At 38.0% G+C, this 18,226-nt stretch carries 21 protein-coding genes; 17 read left to right on the top strand and 4 right to left on the bottom strand.

The features are described from left to right. Positions 1–98 precede the first annotated feature (98 nt). The 4 genes from phnC to NYE67_RS12235 all read left to right on the top strand — a co-directional run bounded on the left by phnC (position 99) and on the right by NYE67_RS12235 (position 3,655). On the top strand, positions 99–944 hold the full coding sequence (phnC, locus tag NYE67_RS12250) for a phosphonate ABC transporter ATP-binding protein (RefSeq protein ID WP_340728375.1): 846 nt from the start codon (positions 99–101) through the stop codon (positions 942–944). A gap of 9 nt (positions 945–953) precedes the next feature. After that, entirely contained in the window at positions 954–1,745 is a 792-nt protein-coding gene (locus tag NYE67_RS12245) for a PhnE/PtxC family ABC transporter permease (protein WP_340728374.1), read from the top strand. Next, the gene (locus NYE67_RS12240) at positions 1,745–2,590 is read left to right on the top strand and encodes a PhnE/PtxC family ABC transporter permease (protein ID WP_340728373.1); all 846 of its coding nucleotides are present in this window, start codon (positions 1,745–1,747) and stop codon (positions 2,588–2,590) included. The genes NYE67_RS12245 and NYE67_RS12240 overlap by 1 nt, the downstream gene beginning before the upstream one ends. 192 nt (positions 2,591–2,782) lie before the next feature. Next, positions 2,783–3,655, top strand: coding sequence for a CPBP family intramembrane glutamic endopeptidase (locus NYE67_RS12235; protein WP_340730199.1), 873 nt, complete (start codon positions 2,783–2,785; stop codon positions 3,653–3,655). Positions 3,656–3,744: 89 nt separating this feature from the next. Here the strand turns inward: NYE67_RS12235 and NYE67_RS12230 are convergent, their stop codons facing one another. The 3 genes from NYE67_RS12230 to NYE67_RS12220 all read right to left on the bottom strand — a co-directional run bounded on the left by NYE67_RS12230 (position 3,745) and on the right by NYE67_RS12220 (position 8,595). Next, the gene (locus NYE67_RS12230; RefSeq protein ID WP_191700029.1) at positions 3,745–5,541 is read right to left on the bottom strand and encodes an ABC transporter ATP-binding protein; all 1,797 of its coding nucleotides are present in this window, start codon (positions 5,539–5,541) and stop codon (positions 3,745–3,747) included. Then, positions 5,538–7,256 carry an ABC transporter ATP-binding protein gene (locus tag NYE67_RS12225; RefSeq protein WP_340730198.1) on the bottom strand — a complete coding sequence of 573 codons (1,719 nt, stop codon included), beginning with the start codon at positions 7,254–7,256 and terminating at the stop codon, positions 5,538–5,540. Before NYE67_RS12225 ends, NYE67_RS12230 begins: the two co-directional genes overlap by 4 nt. 451 nt (positions 7,257–7,707) lie before the next feature. Beyond that, positions 7,708–8,595 carry a DUF1385 domain-containing protein gene (locus NYE67_RS12220; RefSeq protein ID WP_340730909.1) on the bottom strand — a complete coding sequence of 296 codons (888 nt, stop codon included), beginning with the start codon at positions 8,593–8,595 and terminating at the stop codon, positions 7,708–7,710. Between the two features lie 235 nt (positions 8,596–8,830). On the opposite strand from NYE67_RS12220, the gene NYE67_RS12215 reads away from it, so the two are divergent. The 13 genes from NYE67_RS12215 (at position 8,831) to accC (ending at position 17,338) form a co-directional block, all read left to right on the top strand. Then, positions 8,831–9,238 carry a DNA helicase gene (locus NYE67_RS12215; RefSeq protein WP_340728368.1) on the top strand — a complete coding sequence of 136 codons (408 nt, stop codon included), beginning with the start codon at positions 8,831–8,833 and terminating at the stop codon, positions 9,236–9,238. Positions 9,239–9,307: 69 nt separating this feature from the next. Further along, positions 9,308–9,736: a type II 3-dehydroquinate dehydratase gene (gene aroQ / locus NYE67_RS12210; RefSeq protein WP_340728367.1), complete on the top strand. Its 429-nt coding sequence runs from the start codon at positions 9,308–9,310 to the stop codon at positions 9,734–9,736. A gap of 15 nt (positions 9,737–9,751) precedes the next feature. After that, positions 9,752–10,813 (top strand): M24 family metallopeptidase, encoded by a 1,062-nt coding sequence (locus NYE67_RS12205; protein WP_340728781.1) that lies wholly within the window; start codon positions 9,752–9,754, stop codon positions 10,811–10,813. Positions 10,814–10,830: 17 nt separating this feature from the next. Beyond that, on the top strand, positions 10,831–11,388 hold the full coding sequence (efp, locus tag NYE67_RS12200) for an elongation factor P (protein ID WP_340728366.1): 558 nt from the start codon (positions 10,831–10,833) through the stop codon (positions 11,386–11,388). A gap of 169 nt (positions 11,389–11,557) precedes the next feature. After that, on the top strand, positions 11,558–12,562 hold the full coding sequence (locus NYE67_RS12195; protein ID WP_340728365.1) for an NAD(P)H-dependent flavin oxidoreductase: 1,005 nt from the start codon (positions 11,558–11,560) through the stop codon (positions 12,560–12,562). Positions 12,563–12,665: 103 nt separating this feature from the next. Next, positions 12,666–12,872 carry a hypothetical protein gene (locus NYE67_RS12190; RefSeq protein WP_008404269.1) on the top strand — a complete coding sequence of 69 codons (207 nt, stop codon included), beginning with the start codon at positions 12,666–12,668 and terminating at the stop codon, positions 12,870–12,872. Positions 12,873–12,876: 4 nt separating this feature from the next. Beyond that, positions 12,877–13,254: a pyruvate formate-lyase gene (locus NYE67_RS12185; RefSeq protein WP_340728364.1), complete on the top strand. Its 378-nt coding sequence runs from the start codon at positions 12,877–12,879 to the stop codon at positions 13,252–13,254. Then, positions 13,254–14,165, top strand: coding sequence for a stage III sporulation protein AE (locus NYE67_RS12180; protein ID WP_340728362.1), 912 nt, complete (start codon positions 13,254–13,256; stop codon positions 14,163–14,165). The genes NYE67_RS12185 and NYE67_RS12180 overlap by 1 nt, the downstream gene beginning before the upstream one ends. After that, complete coding sequence (locus NYE67_RS12175; protein ID WP_263617017.1) at positions 14,162–14,296, top strand: hypothetical protein; 135 nt, start codon at positions 14,162–14,164, stop codon at positions 14,294–14,296. The genes NYE67_RS12180 and NYE67_RS12175 overlap by 4 nt, the downstream gene beginning before the upstream one ends. Positions 14,297–14,362: 66 nt before the next feature. Continuing rightward, a complete protein-coding gene (locus tag NYE67_RS12170) occupies positions 14,363–14,740 on the top strand; it encodes a hypothetical protein (protein ID WP_340728358.1) in 378 nt (125 codons plus the stop codon). Beyond that, a complete protein-coding gene (locus NYE67_RS12165; RefSeq protein ID WP_191700014.1) occupies positions 14,737–15,270 on the top strand; it encodes a SpoIIIAH-like family protein in 534 nt (177 codons plus the stop codon). The genes NYE67_RS12170 and NYE67_RS12165 overlap by 4 nt, the downstream gene beginning before the upstream one ends. A gap of 193 nt (positions 15,271–15,463) precedes the next feature. Continuing rightward, a complete protein-coding gene (gene accB / locus NYE67_RS12160; protein WP_191700012.1) occupies positions 15,464–15,958 on the top strand; it encodes an acetyl-CoA carboxylase biotin carboxyl carrier protein in 495 nt (164 codons plus the stop codon). 15 nt (positions 15,959–15,973) lie between these two features. After that, a complete protein-coding gene (gene accC, locus NYE67_RS12155) occupies positions 15,974–17,338 on the top strand; it encodes an acetyl-CoA carboxylase biotin carboxylase subunit (protein WP_191700010.1) in 1,365 nt (454 codons plus the stop codon). Positions 17,339–17,630: 292 nt separating this feature from the next. Here the strand turns inward: accC and NYE67_RS12150 are convergent, their stop codons facing one another. Beyond that, on the bottom strand, positions 17,631–17,825 hold the full coding sequence (locus NYE67_RS12150; protein ID WP_340730197.1) for a hypothetical protein: 195 nt from the start codon (positions 17,823–17,825) through the stop codon (positions 17,631–17,633). Positions 17,826–18,226: the final 401 nt, after the last annotated feature.

The following is an 18,226-nucleotide window of genomic DNA, read 5'->3' as shown; positions in this document are numbered from 1 at the left end:
AAATTTTGCTTTAAACACAGCCCTCCTTCATAAGAGTCAAGTTATCGCAATGGCTTCCTGGGCACCCTTTTTAAAACACCAATAAAGGAGAATGAGTGATGCAAACTGTATTGGAACGAACTGTAAAAGAAATATCTAGACCAATTGCCTTCCATGAAACGAAAGTCGTAAAATCATCGAAAACCATTTTACAACTAAATAATATCCATAAAAGTTATGATCAGAAAAATAGCGTGCTAAATGATATTAGTCTTTCATTAGGGGAAGGGCAGTTAATCTCCATTATCGGTCCATCCGGTGCAGGGAAGTCTACCTTATTGCGTTGCATCAACCGCATGATCGAACCATCGAGCGGGGAAGTTATTTTCGACGACCAGAATATTGTGCTACTGGATAAAAAAAGGCTTCGACGTACACGTGCGAAAATAGGAATGATTTTTCAGCACTATAATCTCGTATCCCGTCTAACAGTATTTGAGAATGTCCTGCATGGTCGATTCGGCTATAAAAATACATGGCAAGGCCTATTCAATGTATATACAGAAGAAGAGAAGATGCTTGCTTTAAATATATTGCAGAAGCTAGGAATGGAAGAACATATTTATAAACGCTGTGATCAGTTAAGTGGTGGTCAGAAGCAACGTGTCGGAATTGCACGTGCATTAGTGCAGGAACCAAAACTTTTGTTGTGTGACGAGCCGATTGCTTCCCTCGATCCGAACGCCTCAAAAGTCATTATGGATCATTTAAAGGAAATCTCTGAAACAATGGGCATTACTGTATTAGTCAATTTACATCAAGTTGAAGTAGCCACCAGGTATTCCGATCGGATTATAGGACTGAGTAAAGGCTGTAAAGTATTTGATGATGAACCAGGGAAACTCACGAAATTTGCAATTCACGAAATTTATGGGACCAATGTAGATGAATTGATCACGGAATAGACGGGGGCAATGATTGTGAATACAGATATTTTACGGAAGAAGAAATGGCGAACAACTATAATCTTAATTTTATTAATTCTCTTAACTTATAGTTCGGCTGTGATAACGGAGTTTAGCTTAATCGAAGGAATTGCAGCCATTCCAGGTACAGTAATATGGATGGCGGTCAATTTAATCCCTAGTAGTGAAGCATTGGAAAACTTACCGAAAGTGCTTGATCGATTATGGGAAACGATTGTGCTCTCAATTTTTGCGACAATGACTGCCACGATTTGTGCTTTGTTTTTTGCAATGTTGGGTTCCAAAACGACGCAAGTCCAGCATTTGGTAGGGGCTGCAGCGCGCTTTATTGCATCCATATTCCGAAATATACCGGTTGTAGCGTGGGCGCTAATGTTGGTTATTTCATTTGGACATAATGTTATTACTGGGTATTTCGCGCTTTTCTTTTCAACGTTTGGCTTTCTAGTACGGATGTTTATTGAAACGATTGATGAGGCGAGTTCAGATGGTGTGGAAGCTTTAAAAGCAACGGGTTCGACTTATTTGCAAGTCGTGTTTAAAGGGGTTTTACCGGATACGATGCCACAAATGCTAAGCTGGGTATTTTATATGATTGAAACGAATATTCGAAGTGCTACATTAGTTGGAATTCTAACAGGTACGGGGATCGGTTATTTATTCGATATGTACTATAAAAGCTTAAATTACGAAATGGTCGGCCTTATTACTATTACGATTGTACTTGTAGTATTTGCAATTGAATTTGCATCGAACAAAATAAGGAGGGCGATTTCATAATGCAAGCAGTACCATCTATTAAAAATGTTAAAGTAAAAAAGGGTCGGATCCAAATTCAGCAGGTTTCAAAAGCTTCGATCGTGATGCGCACCGTTTGGATTTCGCTCCTTGTCTTTACATGCATTTGTCCATTCCTCTTGGATTATGGGGCAATTGAATGGTCGACTGCTATTTCAATGACATTAGGTAATTTGAAAATGATGTTTTTACAACCGGCATTCAATCAAATTACTTTTGCAACAGCGATGAGCCAAATTCTGATTACGCTCGCTCTTACATTTCTGACTACAGTACTAGGTGCAGTCATTTCATTTTTCCTTGCAATTGCCTGCGCAAAAAATTTAGGCAATGCAAAAGTTTCACATATTATTATTGCGGTGAACTCGTTTATCCGGGCAGTACCGACTGTTTTATGGGTACTCATTTTTGCCATTGTGGCTGGTCTCGGTGCAGTAGCATGTGTACTAGGGATGATGCTGCATACAATAGCCTATTTGACGAAAGCCTATTCCGAATCCATTGAAGAACTGGGTGACGAAATGATTGAAGCATTACGTTCTGCTGGAGCAAACTGGTGGCATATTATTCGACATGCCGTCATCCCGCAATCTTCATCATTTCTTGTTTCATGGACGTTTTTACGTTTTGAGACGAATTTTGATATTGCGATTGCAATGGGGGCAGCAGCAGCGGCTGGTGGTATCGGATTCGAGCTGTTTATGGCATCAAACTTTTACTTTGACTTGCACGAAGTAGGCATGATTACATATTGTGCACTCATTATCGCGCTTATTCTAGAGTTTATTTCGGTACGGATCAAGCGACGTTTAATGACAAAATACTAGAAAACAAAGAGCGCAGTCCCTTACTAATATATTTGGTAAGTGGACTGCGCTGTTTGTTCGTCCATGCTAATCTTGATAACTGCTAAAAACATACACGATATCATAATGTGTAAGAGGCGGGTAATCTTTACGTGCCTAAAAAAGGATAATATTGTCATATTATGCTATTCTTAAAGCAGGAGGTGCAAATTTATGGACTATACCGAGTTGAAAAAATTTAAAATGCGTTATTTTATTTTGTTTGCGGTTTTCTTATTTATAGCGAGTATTGTATTGGTGTTTGCAGTCGATTTCCCGGAAAGCGAGCAATGGATTACATTTATTATGTCCATGTGTCTTTTGTTGTATATTGTATATCAAACAAAGAAATGGAATTTTACTTATAATGAACAGCCAATGAATACAATGATGTCAAAAGGACGCTGGGCAAGGTACTTATCGATAACTGCCTGCTTTCAGTTAATTACCGTTGTATTTACAGCGATTGTTGTAACACTTCTGTATCTCATGTTTGAAGAACTTTTACGCAACTTATTTTTATTTGATCCGATGATCGATTTGGAAGAAGTGCAACCATCATTACTCGTTTATATTTTGTTTTTCATTAATATTTGCATTCTCGCACCTATTTATGAGGAGCTTTTGTTCAGAGGGATCCTACTTCGTCGCTTTACTTTAAGATGGAGTCCGCAAAAAAGCATTATAATTTCATCAATAATTTTTGGGATTATTCATCTTAATCCGATTAATGTAGTGTTTGCTTTTGCATTAGGCTGTGTGCTCGGCTATGCGTATTTAAAAACAAAAAATATATTTGTTCCAATGTTATTACATAGTTTTAGTAATTTTCTTGCCTTCCTTCAATTTGTATATACAAATCAAACGGCCGAACTTGATTTACCTTCGACAGAAGCAGCACAGCGTGAACTGTTGATAAACGGTATTTTGTTTATAGTATTGGCAGTCGTTATTATAATTTTGCTTGTTAAATATTATAAGCGTTTCCGGCAATTAAAAAATCCGGTACCGAAAGTTGTGGAGCAAGAAGAAATTGATCCTATTTAAGCTATAACTAGACACAAAAAACCGCCCCTGTTTGCTTTTCTAGCAACATGGGCGGTTTTGTAGTTCTTATGCAAAAAATTCTTTTGTTCCTACACGTTCAGCATTTGTCCGAACACGCCTTGTTTTTCAATAAGCTGTTGGCGCTTTCCCTGTTCGATAATTTTCCCTTGATTCAGTACGATGACATAATCGACTTTGCGAATCGTATTTAAACGATGCGCGATAATAAAGCTAGTACGGTTTTCCATGAGCTTTTCAAGGGCTTCTTGAATATGGAGCTCAGTCACAGTATCGATACTGCTTGTCGCTTCATCTAATAATAAAATTTTTGGATCTGCAACAAAGGCACGTGCAATCGATAGTAGCTGTTTTTGTCCTTGTGAAATCTGGCTGCCATCCGCACTTAATATTGTGTCGTATTTATCCGGAAGCTTATCAATAAATGAATGGGCATTAGCTTTTTTTGCTGCCTCGTAAATCTCCTCATCCGTAGCATCGAGTTTCCCGTATCGAATGTTTTCTTTTATCGACATTTCAAAAAGAAACGGATCTTGCAAGACGAATGCCATTTGGCTGCGCAGACTTGCCTTGGAAATCTCTTCAATATCCATATCATCAAATACGATTTTCCCATCAGTCTTTTCATACAGTCCTGTTAATAGCTGCATAATCGTCGTTTTACCAGCACCGGTTTGCCCAATTAATGCAACTGATTGTCCTGCTTTCACCTCAAAAGACACATTTGATAAAGTAGGGGAGGATGCCTGTGCATCATATTGGAATGAAACATTTTGAAAACGGACATTACCAAGTATTTCAACATCTTCTCCAACGGTTTTATCTTCCTTCTCATCCATGATTAAAAAGACGCGTTCAGCACCTGCTAGAGCAGATAGAACGGTGTTAAACTGGTTTGCCAAATCATTTAGTGGACGGGTGAATTGGCGAGCATATTCTGTGAAAATAATAATCGTCCCGATAGAAATATGTCCATAGTATGCAAATAGACCTCCTGCAAATGCGACAATTGCAAAACTTAAGCTGTTTAATGTGTTCATGACTTTTGGGATGAAGCCGGAATAGGTTAATGCCCAAAAACCAACAGTGCGAATGCGGGTATTCTTTTCATCAAATTGGCGCAGCATTTCGTTTTCCTGTGAAAAAGCTTTTACGACATGCTGACCTGTAATAGATTCTTCAATTAAACCATTCATTTCTCCAATGGCTGCTTGCTGTTGTTTAAATAACAGGCTCGTCCGTTTTGTAATCCAGCGCATACTATAAAACATGAGTGGTACGATCAACATTGTAATGAGTGTAAGGGCAGGACTCAGCCAAAGCATGACTGCCACAGTACCTGTTAATGTTAATATACTGGATACGACTTGGATAAAGGCACTATTTAATGTTGCGCTGATTGTTTCGATATCATTAGTCGCGCGGCTCATCAATTCTCCGTGCTTTCTTTTATCAAAAAAGCGAAGGGGAAGCTTGAAGAAATGCCCATATAACTGCGTACGTATACGAAATACTGTTTGCTGGGCAATACTGACCATCCAGTAATTCTGGAAATAGCTTGCTAAACTGTAGAGCAAATAAATGACCGCTAACCCATAAAGCCAATATTGCAGTTGACTTAATGAACTGCCATCAATAAACTGATCAATTAGTCTCCCGATAATAAATGGTCCGATTAAAGCGAGCGCAGAGCTTAATACGACGAGAAATAGCACTGCAAATAGCAGTATTTTTTGCTCAGCAACAAAATCAAGAATACGCTTTAAAGTGTATGTCCAGTTTTGGGCACGTTCACCTTTTTTCTTTTTTCCACTTGCATTTTTTATCTGTTCTTTCGTAATGATTGGTTCATAGTTGAAAAACTTCATTCGGCAAGCACCTCCTGCTGTGAAGCAACGATTTTTGCATACAAATCGTTTGTTTCCATTAACTCTTCATGTGTGCCAAAACCATGGAGCTCCCCTTCATTAATAAGAAGTATACGGTCAGCCGTTTGTGCTGTCTGGATTTTCTGTGTGACAACGAGCATCGTTAAAGGTTCACCGTCGAGCGCCTCCCACAATTTTTGCTCAGTCGCGACATCGAGCGCAGATGTACTATCATCCAAAATGAGTAATGAAGCTGGCTTTAGAAGGGCACGTGCAATGGCAAGGCGTTGTTTTTGACCGCCTGATAAATTAATGCCGCGTTGTCCAATCATTGTCTCATACTGTTCATCAAAGCTTTCAATAGATTGATGGATTTGTGCTTTTTTCGTCGCGTCAATAATTTGTTCAAGCGACGCATCATTTTTCCCCCAGCGTAAATTGTCTACAATTGTCCCAGAGAACAGAAGTGATTGCTGCGGGACGTAGGAAATGGAGCTACGCAATTGTTGAAGCGGAATGTCTTTTATATTGCGACCATTGATATAAATCGCGCCATTGTTCGGCTCATAAAAGTGTTCGATCAACTGCAAAATAGTTGATTTTCCTGAGCCTGTTGCGCCCATAATTGCAATTTTTTCACCGCTGCTAATTGTAAAGGATAGATTCTGAAGCGTATATTGTTCCGTTGTTGGATAATGGAAAGAAACATTATCAAAAGAAATTGAGAAGTCTTCAAGAATTGGAGCTTCATTTTTCTCTACTTCTTCAGTACCTTCATTGATATTTAAAATTTCCTCAATACGCTCAGCAGATGCTTTTGCGCGGGCATACGCAATAATAATAAATGAAAAAATAGAAAACGATGCGGTCATACGGAATGCATAGTTAATAATTGCGGCCAAGTCCCCGGCAAGAATTTCATTTTCCCGGATTGCATCTGCACCAACCCAAATCACAATAAGTAAGCTAATATTCATTACAAATTGGAGAACAGGCAGTGCAATTTCCATGACACGCGTCGCTTTAATCGTATCGAACTTTAAATTTTCTGCGACTGTTAAAAATCGACTTTCTTCATACTGTCCGCGCATATATGCTTTAATCAATCTTACGGCCTGAAGTCCTTCCTGAAGCTGTCTGTTCACAAAATCAAGTCTATGCTGAACACGTGCAAACAATTTGATGCCTATCGATACCATCCATACGAGGAAGATGAGTAAAAACGGAAAACTTACACATAAAATCAAGGCTAGTTTGGCATTGATGATAAATGCCATGATCAGTGAACCGATTGTCATTAATGGTGCTTTCATTGCAATGCGTAGCATCATAAAGACAATATTCATTGTCTGCGTCACATCACTCGTCAGGCGGGTAATAAGCCCCGATGTCGGGAACGTTAAATATGTAGCCATTGTCAGCGATTGAATTTTACTATAAAGTGCTTTACGTAAGTCGAAGCCGAAGCTATGGGCGACATGTGCGGAGAAGAAGGAGTTTAACACACCGCTTATAAAGGAAAACAGTGCCAATACAAATAAACAGCCACCCCAGAATGCCACATTGGACAAATTTTCTTCTAGTAAACCTTCATTGATCATCTTTGCCATGAAAAGTGGCTGGATCAAGTCGCTTGTTAGCTCTAAAAGCATTAGGAAAAAGGCAATTGCGGCAGGCCATTTATAGCGCCTCATAAATTGAAAAATAGTTTTCATGTAATAACCTCTCATGTTGAATTTACTGGATTTTAACTTCTTTTACTGAGCAATCTCCTTTCATTAGAAGTTAAGTTCTATAGCAGAAGATATAGATTTTAAATTTTTTGAATCTTGCATATTTGATATCTATTATGCCATTTCATGTAAATGAACTCAATAAAATTATTTCGAGAGTCTAAATAATAATGAAAAAAAGAGCCTGGGACAAAACGAAACCTATCTATTTTTTCAAAGAAAAAATAGATAGGTTTCTGTTTCTACCAGAATTGATTTCCGTTACGGGGACGCTTTCCGGGGGCACGGCCTGAGCCTGTAGTCTCAGGCGTCGTGCTGTTCCCCCAGGAGTCGCCCCTTCACTCCAATCAATTCATCTAATATCAATTTCTTAATAATAGTATTTCACTTATCCTAAGAAATTTCTACTTATGTCCCAATCTCCTCTGTTTCCTTAATCATGCACCAAAGTTTGAGCAATAGCTGGATTTTTTTCCACTTCATGTAGCTTATTGAATGAAGCAATAGCCACTTCAACCATTTCATCCTTTGGTTCTTTTGTTGTTAATAGTTGTAGCCATAAACCGGGATACCCTAAGTAACGTAAAACAGGAATATCACGTACCGCGTTTGTAGCCTGTAATACTTCAAATGAGATGCCTATTACGACAGGAATTAATAATATACGGCTTACAAGGCGGACCCAAAGAGGATCTACTGGAACGAAGAAGTATGTAAACATTCCGACAATTACTGTGAACAAAATAAAGCTTGATCCACATCGATAGTGCAGGCGGGATTGCTTTTGTACATTCTCGACCGTCAATTCAAGACCGGCTTCATAGCAGTTGATTACTTTATGCTCTGCTCCGTGATATTGGAATACACGTTTAATTAAAGGTGTCATCGCGATAATTTGAAGGTAGGCCAATAATAAAACTAATTTAAAGCCTGTTTCGATAAAAATCTGTATTGTTTTGCCGGGGAACCAAGGTTTTAGAAATTCCGCCAGAAACATAGGTACCAATGTAAAAACAAATTTCCCGAATAGGAATGATAATACACCAATAACGGCTACCCCTAAGATCATCATTAACTTAGATGGTTCCTCACCAGCGTTTTCTTCTTCTTCACCTGGAGTAACGTCATAGCGATCTGAAGCAAATTGTAAATGCCGCGATCCAAAGCCTGCCGATTCGATTAATGCCACAACACCACGAACGAACGGAATTTTTTTCAGTTTTTGATATATAGGCTTTTTCTCTTTTTTAACATGGAAATAGTCAATTGAATCGTCATTACGACGAATCGCAGTTACCATATGATCTTGCCCGGTAAACATGACACCCTCTAAAAGGGCTTGCCCACCATATACTGGCGCATTATTACTCACTTGCTGCACACCACTCTCTAATTAAATTTCTACTTTTACACTTTAATATAGAAATGAATCTAGCCTTTTCTATGTAAAGTTTCACTTTCATATTGTACTAAATTTTGGGGAAAAGCACTATCGATTCGAATAGTTTTTTTGCAAACGGCAATACTGAAACAAAAAAAGAGGAGTTTTGATTAGAATGCATTTATTAGTAACAGCGATAGTCGCAGCACTTTTAGGGACAATTAGTTTAAAAGGGTTGCACTTTTTCAATCTCATTTCATGGCACCCTGTCTCTTTTTTAAAAAAATATGAATGGTTTGAATGGACTGCCTTTGAACGATGGGCTGTTCTGTTTTTAATCCTGGTAGTATGTGTATATGTGATAACGCTTCTGGCACAGTATTTTTTCAAGGCTCCACCTTTTTTATTTTCGCTTATTTTAGGGCTGGTTGTTGCTTTAATTTTGGAATGGCTGATATTAGACCTTCCGATTGAATTTTCATCGCTGAAAAAGTTATCCATTCCTTTTATTATTGTTGTTTTAACAATCATGCGCTTTATTGTTGAAACTGCCCAGTATAAGAAGTTATATATATTTCGCTAGGCGAAAGTATTGATGTCTGAAAAGTCTGTGATAAAATAGGGGCAGTATGAAAAAAGGGAGCGCATATTGATGAAGCTACTTATTTTAAATGGTCCAAATTTAAATCGTTTAGGAATGCGTGAACCGGAAATTTACGGAGCTGAAACATTAGACGATGTAAAGGTTAAATGCGAAGCGCTGGCAAGTTCGTTTGATGCTACAATCGATTTCCGGCAGTCTAATCATGAAGGGGTCCTCATTGACTGGATTCATGAGGCGGCTGACACAGAAGTTGATGGTATTGTTTTTAATCCTGGTGCATATACACATACAAGTATCGCGCTACGGGATGCAATTGCTTCTGTAAATGTACCGGTAATCGAAGTGCATATTTCCAATATCCATGCACGCGAAGCATTTCGTCACGAATCGAAATTGGCTGCACAATGTATAGGGCAAATTTGCGGACTTGGTACATTTGGCTATGAGCTGGCCATGCGCAAGTTTTTACAACAATAAAAAGGGGAATGAGAAATCGTGAAACTAACAAAATTGAGACAGGCATTAATCGAACATAATGTAGATGCAATATTAATTACAAATGAATATAACCGTCGTTATATGACAGGCTTTACTGGAACTGCAGGAGTGGCAATCGTTTCACAAAACGACGCTGTATTTATTACTGATTTCCGATATACTGAGCAGGCCTCAGAACAAATTAAAGATTTCCGAATTGCCCAACATACAGGACCGATTTTTGAAGAAGTAGCGAAACAAGCAGAGTTAATGGGTGTGAAATCATTGGCATTTGAAAAGGATGCGATGCATTTTGGTACATATGAAGTATATAAATCTACAGTAAAAACTGATTTTATCCCAGTTTCAGGCTTAATCGAAAAAATTCGCTTGATTAAGACTGCGGAAGAGATTAATATTATTAAGGTTGCTTGTGAAATTGCAGATGATGCATTTACACATATTTTAAAGTTCATCAAGCCTGGAATAACAGAGCTTGAGGTTTCGAATGAATTAGAATTTTACATGCGTAAACAAGGTGCTACAAGCTCTTCTTTTGATATTATTGTTGCAAGTGGTTTGCGTTCAGCATTGCCACATGGTGTCGCGACAAATAAAATTATTGAAACGGGCGATTTTGTAACCCTTGATTTTGGTGCTTACTATAATGGATACATTTCGGACATAACACGTACAATCGCTGTAGGACAACCTTCAGAGAAGTTGGTTGAAATGTACAATACTGTACTCGAGTCTCAGCTTCTAGCACTTGAAAAAGTTGGTCCAGGCATGACAGGGATCGAAGCAGATGCAGTGGCACGTGATTACTTAAAATCAAAAGGCTTAGGCGATGCATTTGGTCACTCAACTGGTCATGGTATCGGCTTGGAAGTGCATGAAGGACCTGGGTTATCATTCCGATCTGATACTGTGCTAGAGCCAAATATGGTTGTAACAATTGAACCGGGTGTCTACATTCCTGGAATTGGTGGCGTTCGAATTGAGGACGATATTTTAATCACAAAAACGGGTAATGAAGTACTAACACATTCGACAAAAGAATTAATTATTTTATAATTTGGAGGAAATAATTCATGATCTCAGTAAACGATTTCCGTACAGGCTTAACAATTATCGTTGACGGTAACTTATTCCGCGTACTTGAATTCCAACACGTAAAACCAGGTAAAGGTGCTGCATTCGTGCGTTCTAAATTACGTAACTTACGTAATGGTAACGTGACAGAAAAAACATTCCGTGCGGGTGAAAAAGTAGAAAAAGCGATGATCGACAACCGTAAAATGCAATATTTATATGCACAAGGTGACGAGCACGTATTCATGGACTTAGAGTCATATGATCAAACTACTCTATCTGAAGCGCAAATTAAAGATGAGTTATTCTACTTATTAGAAAACATGGAGCTTCACATCCAATCTTACCAAGGCGAATTAATCGGTATTGAATTACCGAATACAGTTACTTTAGAAGTTGCTGAAACAGAGCCAGGTATTAAAGGTGATACAGCTTCAGGCGGTACTAAACCAGCTAAAATGGAAACGGGCTTAATGGTAAACGTACCATTCTTCGTTAACCAAGGTGACAAACTAATCATTAATACAACTGAAGGTTCTTACGTTTCACGCGCATAATCTGCACGTGTACCTGAATCTTTGTATAGGGATACTGCATTTTATGCGGTATCTCTATTTTTTTGTGACAATTTATATTAGAGGGAATATAAATATACCTTCCATTCTCTAGAAATTATAGATAATTAAGGGGTGGGTTAGTATAATTAAAAAAGGGGGTGGGACAATTATGAAATCAAGTTTTTCGATTGAAAAACCAATCATACAAGCACCGATGGCAGGTATTACAACTCCTGAATTTGTGGCAGCCTGTTGTGAAGCAGGAGTATTAGGTTCAATAGGAGCAGGCTATTTAAATGGAGAAGAGACGAAGGACTTTATTAAAAAGGTGAAATCATTAACGAATAAGCCATTTAGTGTGAATTTGTTCATTCAGGAGGAGCCTGGAATTGATGTGAGTGTTCTTCAAGATGCACGTGATGCACTACAGCCGATTTATGATGAACTCGGCATACCCAAAATACAACGCGTTATTTCAACAGAAGTTTTCGAAGGGCAAGTTCAGGCGATTATTGATGAAGGTGTGAATATCGTATCGTTTACATTTGGCATTCCGGATGAAGATACTATTAAGAATTTGAAATCGCATGATGTGTATTTAATTGGCACAGCGACAACAATCGAAGAAGCCGTTGCGGTTGAAAAGGCAGGGCTAGATGCTGTTGTTTTACAAGGGCGTGAAGCAGGCGGTCACCGCGGCACATTTACTGAACCAATCGAACTCATTGCAACAGCCTATTTAGTGAAGACTGTACGGGACAAAGTATCGATTCCGATTATTGCTGCTGGAGGCATAATGACAAAAGAGCATGTAGCTAGCATGCTATCCTTAGGTGCTTCGTTTGTACAAGTTGGAACGGTATTATTGACGACTCATGAGTGTGGTGCTGCAAAAACCCATAAAAATGCCATATTACATTCTTCACAGGAGTCCACAACATTGACTAAGGCATTTACAGGAAAATATGCACGTGGCCTGAAAAATAAATTTACTGAGCAATTAAAGGATGCTATAGTGGCGCCGTATCCTATCCAACATTATTTAACATTACATATTCGGAAAGAGAGTGCCAATCAAAATAACCCTGAATATATGTCTCTATGGATGGGGGAAAATAGCTATTTGGCTAAAGAAGGAACGATAAAAGAGATTATCGGACATTTATATCATTAACAGGAGATCGCTGATGACGAAGGATAAAATCTTTCTCATTGGCGTTTTTTGTGCTTATTTCGTTATGAATTGCATATAGTTTCGTTAAGGAAGGAGGGCTTTATTGGAATTACAAGATGTGCTTCGTGTTGCAGGGATTGGGTTGATTATTGCACTTCTTCATTTATTCTTCGAACATTTAGGAAAAAAAGAGTTTTCATTTTTCTTATTCTTTATTGCGTATTTATATATGACGATTGAATTAATCCGATTTTTGCGCTTGTTCTTTCAAGAGATTGTCGTATTTTTTCAATGGTTGACAGCAGTCTAGCTAAATGATTGCCTTATTTGCTAGTGTCATTTACTTAGTTCTGTTTTTATTTTTAAAACAGACAATGGACAAGTTGCACTCGATTATCGTCGTCATCGCATTTTTTATTTTTTTCCAATTTGTTATTCGCGAACAATTAATCCCACTTTGGCAGCGACTTGCCGTTATTTTTAATAGTGTTCCCTATAGTAAGGGACTATTGTTTACGGCATTGCTTTTCCTAATGAATGAATTGATCTGCCAGCTATTGGAGCAATATGAGTATGATGCATTTGCAACACTGGTTACATTGTCCGTCCGCATGACAGCAGTTTTATATTGGATCAATCTTTTGCAACCTAAGTTTCAGGTGTTAATCCAACTATTAGAAAGGCTACAGTAATGGAGACGTTCTTTTCAATCTTTACCGAGCCATTTCAATCTTTGTTATTTTCGTTATTGCTCGTTGCAATCTACATTTTATTGTATTTACTGTTAATTGCCCTAGTACCGAGTGAAGTCGTGTTAATAGAGCAGTTATTTATCCTGCTTTTTATTGTAGTATTTGCGCAAAATGTAGTCGATGCTTTTGTCGTACTATATGAATTAATCGCATTGCTTCAAAATTTTTTCATGGCTATATTACCGATTATGACGTTCATGCTGTTGACGATTCAAACAGTTTTTACAGCAATCGCCTGGAATCCTATTATTATTATATTTGTTCAAATTATTTTATTTGTCAGTACGAACATTTTAATACCAGCTCTTGTCCTCGCCCTAGTTTTCGATGTATGTACGAAAATATATCCGGCAATTTCCTTTACTAAAGCTGCAGACCTTATTCGCTCTTCCATATTGAGCGTCATGATTGCTTCTGTCGTGGCACTCACATCTATTCTTACATTATCCGGCATTGCATTTATCCAATTAAACGATGCATTAAAATCTCCTATAAAAAAATTAATAGAACAAAATATCCCTTTAATCGGAAGTCTTATTGTTGAAGGATTGTCCTTTTTCCAAAAAACCCAATCAACTGTTTCGACTTTTATTGGACTCTCCTTTTTAACAATCGTTTGGGGGGCAGCCTTTTATCCTGCAACCGTATTGCTCTTACATGCCCTGCTATTTAAGGTGATGGGCGCAGTTACCGAGCCTTTTACAAATATGCGATTAAGCAGTTTATTTGATGATGTCGGAAAGACGCTGTTTGTTTTATGTGCAGTCGCATTTTTGCTCGGCTTTGCCATTATGTTTATCGTGCTATTATTTATTTTCTTTATGCAGATGTCCATGGGAGGAAAAACGTGATTCAATTATTTCTATTTATTTTGCTGGGGAGCAGTTTGCTTGTGTTTGCAGATGAAAAGCAATGGCAAGTCTATGTGAAGCTTGCCCTATATTTATTTGTGACAAGCACAATTCTTTCATTCTTTGCATAACCGAGTTCATTCGTTCATACATTATGTTGAAATCTAGTAGAGAAGGGGGCGCATACGCTTAATAATGTGGAAAAGAAACAAGCGAATCGTCCTATCATTTTAATCTTCATTGCCGTTGTATTTATTCTTTGTTTATTCTTTCTTCTACCACAATCAGAGAAAGGGGAAAAAAATCGCTCAAATGAAGAACAGCTCGCAAATTTATTAAGTGAAATTGATTCAGTCGGACAAGTACAGGTTTATTTTCACTATGATCAACAAAAGGAACAACAGTTTTTAGCTGTGACACAACAAGAGAAACTATCAGGTGTCATTATTGTGGCACAAGGAGCAAACAGGGCCGACGTGAAAATCATGCTAAAGGAAACAGTGGGGCATGTTCTTCAAATTCCGGCGCATCGTATTCAAGTGGTACCAATGCAAATTAAGGAGGAAAATAAGTGAAAGTGAAAAAGCGAACAGTATGGTTTTTAACATTAGTAAGCCTAGTTGCGGTAATTTCTGTATTCTACATTTTTGAAGACAATACACCGAATATCTTAACTATTTTTTCTGATGAAGCTATTAATGAAACGGATATTTTAGGTGTTAACAAAGAGCTAACTCAACCAGTTAATTCAGAAAGTGATTTATTCCAGGAAGTGCGCCTAGAGCAAGCAAACAAACGAAGCCAATTGAAAGCGCAATTAACACAAAAAATTGCATCTGATGAATACAGCGCGGAAGAAAAGAATACGGCATTCAATGAAATGGATGAGCTTATTAAGTTAGAGTCTTCAGAGGCAATGTTGGAAATGCTTATTAAATCAATCGGATATTCCGATGCACTTGTTCGGATTGACGAAGAAAAAGTAATGGTAACAGTTATGTCTGATGAGATTTCAAAACAGCAGGCGAGTGAAATTATGTACATCGTACGTTCTGAATTTAATGACTATGTAAATGTACAGGTAAAGTTTGAACCTTTTAATTAATTGATCGTCCTATTAATGTAAATTACAAAGCTGTGTTATATAGCAGATGGTTATTTATTTCTTTGTTTTAATATACATTTGTTCTGTTTTATGCCTATTTTTATGTAATTTAAAATAAAGTATTTCAAAATAGTCGGAAAAATTATAAAATAGGGTTTGTATTGTTATTACTTTTTTAAAGGGAGAGTTAAGAATGTTCAAAGTTCAAGAAATCCGAGAAATTATTAAATTAGTAGACGCATCATCTATCGACGAGTTTGTTTATGAAGCGGACGGCGCAAAGGTTAAATTAAAGAAAAAGAATGGTGTAACAGAAGTAGTAGCTCCTAAAAAAGTAGAGGAGGCACCAGTAGCGCAAGTTGCAGCACCAACTCCAACAGCGGTAGCATCAATCCCAGCACCGGCTCCTAAAGTAGAAACTCCAGCACCAGTGGAAAACGCAGCTGATTTACATAAAATCACTTCTCCAATGGTCGGAACTTTCTATCAATCTCCAAACCCTGAAGCAGCACCTTACGTAAAAGTAGGCGACAAAGTAGGCGATGAATCAATCGTATGTATCGTAGAAGCAATGAAGTTATTCAACGAAATCGAAGCTGAAATTAAAGGTGAAATTGTAGAAATTTTAGTACAAGATGGCCAATTAGTAGAGTATGGTCAACCTTTATTCCTAGTAAAAGCTGAATAAGGAGCGTAACTATCAATGAAAAAAGTATTAATCGCAAACCGTGGCGAAATTGCGGTACGTATTATCCGTGCATGTAAAGAGCTTGGTATTCAAACTGTTGCAGTATATTCAGAAGCTGACGCAGATGCGTTACACGTAAAGTTAGCGGATGAAGCATACTGCATCGGTCCTAAATTATCGAAAGATTCGTATTTAAGTTTCCCGGCTGTTTTAGGGGTAGCACAAAAAACAGGTGCTGACGGAATCCATCCTGGATATGGCTTCCTGGCGGAAAACGCAGCATTTGCAGAGGCTTGTGAAAACGCGGGTATTAAATTTATCGGTCCTTCTTCGGATGCGATTAAAATTATGGGGATTAAAGACGTTGCACGTGACACAATGGAAGCGGCAAACGTTCCTTTAGTTCCTGGTACTGGTATTGTACCGGATATCGAAACAGGTAAACAATGGGCGGCGAAAATCGGTTACCCAGTCATCATTAAAGCAACTGCTGGTGGTGGCGGTAAAGGAATCCGTGTAGCACGCACTGAAGAGGATCTTGTAAAAGGTATTGAGATTACTCAAAAAGAAGCTGCGGCTGCATTCGGCAACCCTGGTGTTTACTTGGAAAAGTTCATTGAGTATTTCCGTCACTGTGAAATTCAAGTGCTTGCAGATAGTTTTGGCAATGTTGTTCACCTTGGTGAGCGTGACTGTACGGTACAACGCCGTATGCAAAAGCTAGTTGAGGAAGCGCCATCACCGGCACTTTCTGAAGAGCGTCGTGCACAAATGGGTGAAGCAGCTGTGAAAGCAGCGCTTGCTTGTAACTATGAAGGTGCAGGTACAATTGAGTTCATTTATGATTATCAGGAAGATAAATTCTACTTCATGGAAATGAACACTCGTATCCAAGTAGAGCATCCTGTAACAGAAATGATCACAGGTGTTGACTTAGTTCAGCAACAATTAAAAATTGCTTCTGGTGAAAAACTGCCATTCAAGCAAGAAGATATTAAAATCAACGGTTGGGCAATTGAGTGTCGTATTAACGCTGAAAATGCATACAAAAACTTCATGCCTTCAGCAGGTACGGTAGAAACTTATGTTGTACCAGGCGGATATGGGGTTCGTATTGATTCTGCTGTATATGCAGGCTATACAATCCCACCATATTACGATTCAATGGTAGCAAAACTGATTGTACATGCTGACACGCGTGAGGAAGCAATCGCCAAAATGGATCGTGCTTTATCAGAGTTCGAAGTAGCTGGACCTGGAATTAACACTACAATTCCATTCCACCAAGCTTTAATGAACAACGACGTATTCAAATCAGCGAAATTCAACACGAAGTTCCTTGAAGAGAATGATATTTTAGGCGTGAATGTGAAGGCTTAATCGTGGATATGACGCTATTCTAATCGTTCATTGAGCGGGAAGGATATTAGGTTGTCTTACGGATTTAGAAATATCGGAATGCCATAAATTTGTACCCTCTAACAAGAAATTGTTAGGGGGTTTTTCTTGTCAAAAAAGAAATCCACGGTTTTTATATAGAAAATTCACCGACAAATGCTCGTTAAGTGAAAGTAGACGATCATGGACAGACAATTATTACCCAGGATACAGCATTACGGAAAACTGACGCATCCCCTATAAAATTTCGCTACAGTTTTTTAAAACTAGCCGATCAATGCTCCTCGATGTCGTCGATTAACATTTGCTTTAACTTTCGTTTGGACTTGATATGCCAAATCAATCCTTTAGTTAAGTGCTTTTTAACGTCAGCATCAACGGTATTAGCGATTAAAATCCGTAATTTTTTGGTGCGTACTTTATGGAGTCGTATATCGTCTAAACATTTCCTTCTTTCAATTTCATCCAAGTTAACACCTCATTTAGTTGGGTTAACATTATCATACCGCGGATACATTTACACTTATTCATGCACAGTGAAATTTGATTAGACAAGGAGACAAGTAGTTATCCGTCTCGAATCATCTTAATTTAACGCAAAAATAATAGTAGAAACTCAATGCGTTATTAAAACGTAGAGGTTTGACAGGAAAAAAGTTGATGATTTTACTTGTAGGTATTGGGGAATAAATTATAATGATGTAATTCATAATTCGCTTTAAAAAGATATGAATGGATAAATAGATAAGCGGAGACAATGCTTATATACAGTTTATTAAAATGGTATGCAAATAACGAGGTGTAATTCTGACAATGCAGAAAATTAAGACTTTATCTAAATTTATGTTAAAAGATTGCAATTAGTTCTAT

It is taken from the genome of Solibacillus sp. FSL W8-0474 (assembly GCF_038004065.1).
Lineage (GTDB): Bacteria > Bacillota > Bacilli > Bacillales_A > Planococcaceae > Solibacillus > Solibacillus faecavium.
Note: the sequence above shows the minus strand (reverse complement) of the source record. Positions and strands in the feature narration are given on the sequence as shown.

Excerpts from the sequence above, each read along its gene's own strand:
- phnC (WP_340728375.1), top strand. The coding sequence starts at position 99 with ATGCAAACTGTATTGGAACGAACTGTAAAAGAAATATCTAGACCAATT.
- NYE67_RS12245 (WP_340728374.1), top strand. The coding sequence starts at position 954 with ATGATTGTGAATACAGATATTTTACGGAAGAAGAAATGGCGAACAACT.
- NYE67_RS12240 (WP_340728373.1), top strand. The coding sequence starts at position 1,745 with ATGCAAGCAGTACCATCTATTAAAAATGTTAAAGTAAAAAAGGGTCGG.
- NYE67_RS12235 (WP_340730199.1), top strand. The coding sequence starts at position 2,783 with ATGGACTATACCGAGTTGAAAAAATTTAAAATGCGTTATTTTATTTTG.
- NYE67_RS12230 (WP_191700029.1), bottom strand. The coding sequence starts at position 5,541 with ATGAAGTTTTTCAACTATGAACCAATCATTACGAAAGAACAGATAAAA.
- NYE67_RS12225 (WP_340730198.1), bottom strand. The coding sequence starts at position 7,256 with ATGAAAACTATTTTTCAATTTATGAGGCGCTATAAATGGCCTGCCGCA.
- NYE67_RS12220 (WP_340730909.1), bottom strand. The coding sequence starts at position 8,595 with ATGTTTACCGGGCAAGATCATATGGTAACTGCGATTCGTCGTAATGAC.
- NYE67_RS12215 (WP_340728368.1), top strand. The coding sequence starts at position 8,831 with ATGCATTTATTAGTAACAGCGATAGTCGCAGCACTTTTAGGGACAATT.
- aroQ (WP_340728367.1), top strand. The coding sequence starts at position 9,308 with ATGAAGCTACTTATTTTAAATGGTCCAAATTTAAATCGTTTAGGAATG.
- efp (WP_340728366.1), top strand. The coding sequence starts at position 10,831 with ATGATCTCAGTAAACGATTTCCGTACAGGCTTAACAATTATCGTTGAC.
- NYE67_RS12195 (WP_340728365.1), top strand. The coding sequence starts at position 11,558 with ATGAAATCAAGTTTTTCGATTGAAAAACCAATCATACAAGCACCGATG.
- NYE67_RS12185 (WP_340728364.1), top strand. The coding sequence starts at position 12,877 with ATGATTGCCTTATTTGCTAGTGTCATTTACTTAGTTCTGTTTTTATTT.
- NYE67_RS12180 (WP_340728362.1), top strand. The coding sequence starts at position 13,254 with ATGGAGACGTTCTTTTCAATCTTTACCGAGCCATTTCAATCTTTGTTA.
- accB (WP_191700012.1), top strand. The coding sequence starts at position 15,464 with ATGTTCAAAGTTCAAGAAATCCGAGAAATTATTAAATTAGTAGACGCA.
- accC (WP_191700010.1), top strand. The coding sequence starts at position 15,974 with ATGAAAAAAGTATTAATCGCAAACCGTGGCGAAATTGCGGTACGTATT.